The 4,454-nt window shown below is 72.9% G+C and carries 3 protein-coding genes; all 3 read left to right on the top strand.

The annotated features are described in order from the left end of the window. Positions 1 to 1,297: 1,297 nt before the first annotated feature. Positions 1,298 to 1,891, top strand: coding sequence for a hypothetical protein (locus tag ABZW32_RS38920; protein ID WP_356225528.1), 594 nt, complete (start codon positions 1,298 to 1,300; stop codon positions 1,889 to 1,891). A 1,141-nt stretch (positions 1,892 to 3,032) separates the two neighbouring features. Continuing rightward, positions 3,033 to 4,052 carry an endonuclease/exonuclease/phosphatase family protein gene (locus tag ABZW32_RS38915; RefSeq protein WP_356225526.1) on the top strand — a complete coding sequence of 340 codons (1,020 nt, stop codon included), beginning with the start codon at positions 3,033 to 3,035 and terminating at the stop codon, positions 4,050 to 4,052. Between the two features lie 48 nt (positions 4,053 to 4,100). Further along, a partial coding sequence (locus tag ABZW32_RS38910) for a response regulator (RefSeq protein WP_356225524.1) occupies positions 4,101 to 4,454 on the top strand: 354 nt, incomplete at its 3' end.

Raw genomic sequence — 4,454 nt, 5'->3', positions numbered from 1 at the left:
GATCCGGACGGGTAGCGTGGGCGGCTTGCGCCCGGGGGGTGGGTCACCATGCGGCTCGCTTGCCCCGGATCGGCGGATCGACACACGCCGGTTCCCGCCGGTTCCCGGCGGTTTGCGAGCGGCAGACGCGCCCGCCGCCGGCCCGTCCACGGGCGGCAGGGGGGGGGCGGCCAGCGGGACGGCGAGGCAGGTGAGCAGCCCGGCGATCTCGTGGCCGGCTTCCGCCGGGTCGTCGGAAGCGGGCTCCGGGGTCGATGACGCAGCGGTTGCGCCGGCCGTCGCGGGTGCGCCCCAGTGAATGCAGGCTCGAACGAGCCGGTCGCATCGAAGATGCGCCGGCCCCGCTCGTCCAGGGCGAGCGCCGTCCGGTACTCAGGCCGCCGTGTGCGAGTGGAGTACGACGAGTACGCGGCGGCGGGCCGGTTGCGGGTGCCGGTGGAGGCCTGGCAGTGGGCGGTGGCTCGGTCCGACCCCTACCGACGTGGGTCCGGGCCCGTGGTTGCGGCCGGTGGTGGAGGCCTGTGCCCCGAGCGGGTGCGTGCGGCGCTGCCAGGTGTGATCGGTGCCGGAGTGGCGGAGGACCGGCTCGGAGGCCCCTGGGGTGCCGCTGCCGATCCTCCGGCCGAGGGCGACCGCTGTGGCGGCTGGCCACCTGGTCCGCGCCGGCCTTCTGGTCTGCCGCGGCGGCGACGCCGAGTTCCTTGGCGCCCACCCGGACCAGGTGGCCGGCGCCCGACGCCGGGATCTGCCCGTCCTCCCGGACCGTCACGTGCCCTGCGGCCCCGATGAGGCCCCGCGCCGGCTCGGGGTCCACCGAACGGACTTCGACCAGATCACCGGCCGCCTTGGGTAGCTGGTCCCGGTGGGTTCCGTGGACGTCGACTGCAAGCACCACGGCAGCGTGACCAGGGTCCTCCTCTACGCCCCTCCCGGACGTCGTCCTCCTGGAGGCGGTCCGTCCCTCTGTGGATCGGCGGGCCGTACGCACCGCCCGCGCGGGCCGCCGCTCCCAGCTCACCGCCCTCGAACCGGTCGCCCCGGGCGGTGACCGGGTGTTCCTGACGGAGGTGGCGCGGACGGCCAGGGTGGGCCGGGCCGCGGTCGTGAACTGGCGCCGCCGAAACGACGACTTCCCCGACCCGGTGGCTGGCACGGACGCCCGCCGCACGGGGCCGGAGGTCAGTACTCCGCAACAAGCCGATCCCGGCCCGGTGACGAATCACATCCGGCCATCGCCCCGGCCGGATCCCGGGCGCTACGGTCTGCGCGACGGCGGAACCCGCAGAGGGAGAAAACCATGAGAGCGGTACGGGGGCAGGCGGCCATGGCCGTCCTCGCGGTGTGCGGGATGCTGGCGCTGAGCGCCTGTCAGAACGGCGACGACCAGGCCGCCGCACCGGACGCGAAGCCCAGTGCGGCCGCACCGGCAGCGCCCACCGCCACGACCGCCGAGCCGGCCCCCTCGAAGACCGGTGCGGCGCCCAAGCCCTCGGCGACCGCCACCCCGGCGGGGAAGAATGTCCCCGCCCCGGCCCCGCCCTCCGCGCCTGCCTGCGGCGCCGACCACAGGATGCCGGTCTCGCCCGACACGATCGCTGTGCACCGCTATACCCCCGAGGGCGGCATGACCAGCCTCATCGTCCAGCACGGCACGTACGGCTGCCCCGGGCGCTTCGAACCGTCGGGCGCGTGGACGTACATCCCGATCTCGGAGAAGGCTAAGATCACCGCGACGGCGCCGATCCTCCCCTCGGAGGTTATGGGCAAGCCCATCTCCACCAGCGAGCTGACCTCCTGGCTGGACACCCACCCGGACAAGGGCCTCCCCTTCCGCTACCACCTGAACGCGGAAGGGGTCATCGACACCCTCGACGAGATCTACGTGAAGTAGCCCGCTGCCGCCGCCTATCAGACGGAGTCGACCCACTCCAGGTGGCCGATGAACGGGCTCGTGGCCTGAGTGACAGCGGGGTTCGTCGCATCCGGGGTGCAGGCTGGGGTCCGGCAGCGGCTACCGGCCTTGATGGGGCGGTCGGCGGCACGACGCGGGCGTGCGGCACCTGTCGCCCGCCGAGCACACCGGGTGTCTCACGTCGAGCGCGCCGATCCACTCGCGCGCCTGCACACATCGACGCTGCGGACTTGCCTGCGCACGGTGCTCAGTGTGGTGTTTCGCCCGGGTAGCCGACCTCGGCGCGTCCAGCCGCACGTGCAGGCTCCGGATGATGCGGGCGATGCGGGTGGGGCGGTAGGACACGGGTTCGCCGACGGGCCGGGGCTGGCGGGCCGGGGCCGGCAGGGCAGCAAGTGGGTGAGTACTGCGGTCGTTCGGGGGCGGGCCAGCGCGGTACCGAGGTAGTAGTGGCTTCCCAGCCCGAAAGCCAGATGCCTGGGTGGCCGGTCGAGGCGCACCAGACCCCGCGACCCAGCACCCGGCCGTTCTGCCCGCGGGGCTCCGAATGCAGGGGCCGTGGGGTCGTCGTAGACGAGGTGCTCGAGGAGTTCCGCGCGCCCCGGTGTTCATCGGACGTCCGAGATTCGTCGTTGGTCGGGTGTGAGTCGCCCTGGACCGAAGATCCCGCCGTTGTCTGTGACCGATGCCCAGCGGGCTGTGCTGGGGCGGCCTCAATCAAGACGGGCCGCCCACCGATCCGGCCGCCGTCGGCCCGTTGCCCACGCGCCTGCACCACACGGCGACGGGGGCCGGCCACGAAGAGGCCGCGCGCGGGCTGACGCATCTCCGTACTGCGCAGTTCCACTGATCCATCACCTCGGGTCTCGACATCCGCCGCGCACTCCCGCTCCACCGCCCCCGGCCGTGTCGGCACCGCACCGTGCGGACGCGGCCCCGGCCCCGAGGCGGCCGCTCCCGCGCATCGTCGGTCTGCCCCGTAAGACCGATACCCAGCTGAAACGCAACTGCGGCACCCGCGAAGGGATCCCCTGACGCCCTGGAAGCGCGCCTCTCCGAGGCTGTGCCGGTACCGGATGTACCGGATCACCGGCGTACGCGCTATCGGAAGGCGATTGCCATGCTGAGCACCCCGCACCGTTCTGAAGCCCTCAAGGAAGCGGAGCCGCCCGGCCCGCTTCCGCCTCTTCCCGCCGGCCGCCCCCGCGCACTCGTACCCACCGGCCGTGACCTGCTGATCGTCGCCGGCGCGGTGTGCGCGGCCCTGACGATGGCCCTGCACGATTGGATCCCGAACGGGGCCGTCAACCTCGGCAGCCTGTTCCAGACGTTCCTGCCCTGGGCCGGGCTGAGCGTCCCCGTCCTCCTCCTGGCGGCGGCGGTACGCCGCTCCCGGCTCGCGGCCGTCGCCGTCCTCGCCCCCGTGGCCGTCTGGGGCTGCCTCTTCGGCGGGACCCTCACCGACAAGCGATCCGATCGATCCGGCGGCGGGAACTTCACAGTGGTCAGCCACAACGTGGACGAGGACAATCCCGATCCGGCGCGGACCGCGCGAGCGCTCGCCGCATCGGGCGCGGACGTGCTGGCCCTGCAGGAGATGTCCTCGAAGGCCACGCCCGTCTACGAGCGCGAGCTGGACGCCGGCTATCCGTACCGCTCCGACACCCTCGGCGTCAGACTGTGGAGCAAGCACCCGCTGACCGGCGTGGAAGCGGTGCCGATCATGCCGTGGACGCGTGCCGTACGGGCCCCCGTCGAGACCCCGGGCGGCCCCGTCGCGGTCTTCGCCGCCCACCTCGCTTCGGTACGCGTGACCCCGGACGCCGGATTCACCACCGCCCAGCGCAACGATGCGGCCCGGAAGCTGGCCGAGGCCGTGCGGGCGGAGCCGCTGGCCCGGGTCGTCGTGATGGGTGACTTCAACGGGACGGCGGAGGACTCGGCCCTGCGACCGGTGACCTCCCAGCTGACCTCCGCGCAGCGCGAGGCGGGCGCCGGCTTCGGCTTCACCTGGCCCGCCGCGTTCCCCATGGTCCGCATCGACCAGATCCTGGTGAAGGGCATGGGCACGACCTCGGCGTGGACCCTTCCCGCCACCAACAGCGACCACCTGCCCGTCGCGGCCTCCTTCCGGCTGTGACCGCACCCCGGGCCCCACTGCCCCCACCCCCTAGGATGGATCCCACAAATGTCCGTTTGTGAGCAGGTAGGTGGCGTGTCGGCACCCCGGGTCCCAGACCCCGTCAGCGTCCTCGTCGTCGAGGACGACGCCACCATCCGCCGCGCCGTACAGCTGTCCCTGGAGCGGTACGGCTATCAGGTCGCGGTGGCCGTGAACGGACTCGACGGCCTGGAGGCGTTCCGGGCCGGCAGGTACGACCTGCTGATCCTCGACGTGATGCTGCCCGAGCTCGACGGCATCGGGCTGTGCCGCCGGATCCGCGAGGAGAGCCTGGTCCCGGTCCTGATGATGTCCGCGCGCGGCGACGCCCTCGACGTGGTGTCCGGACTGGAGGCGGGCGCCGACGACTATGTCGTCAAA

Source organism: Streptomyces sp. NPDC004667, assembly GCF_040609475.1.
GTDB lineage: Bacteria > Actinomycetota > Actinomycetes > Streptomycetales > Streptomycetaceae > Streptomyces.
The sequence above is the reverse complement of the archived record's forward strand: the minus strand, read 5'-3'. Positions and strand labels throughout refer to the sequence as shown.

What these genes read in the sequence shown, in the direction of transcription:
- ABZW32_RS38915 (WP_356225526.1), top strand. Translation starts at nt 3,033, where the DNA reads ATGCTGAGCACCCCGCACCGTTCTGAAGCCCTCAAGGAAGCGGAGCCG.
- ABZW32_RS38920 (WP_356225528.1), top strand. Translation starts at nt 1,298, where the DNA reads ATGAGAGCGGTACGGGGGCAGGCGGCCATGGCCGTCCTCGCGGTGTGC.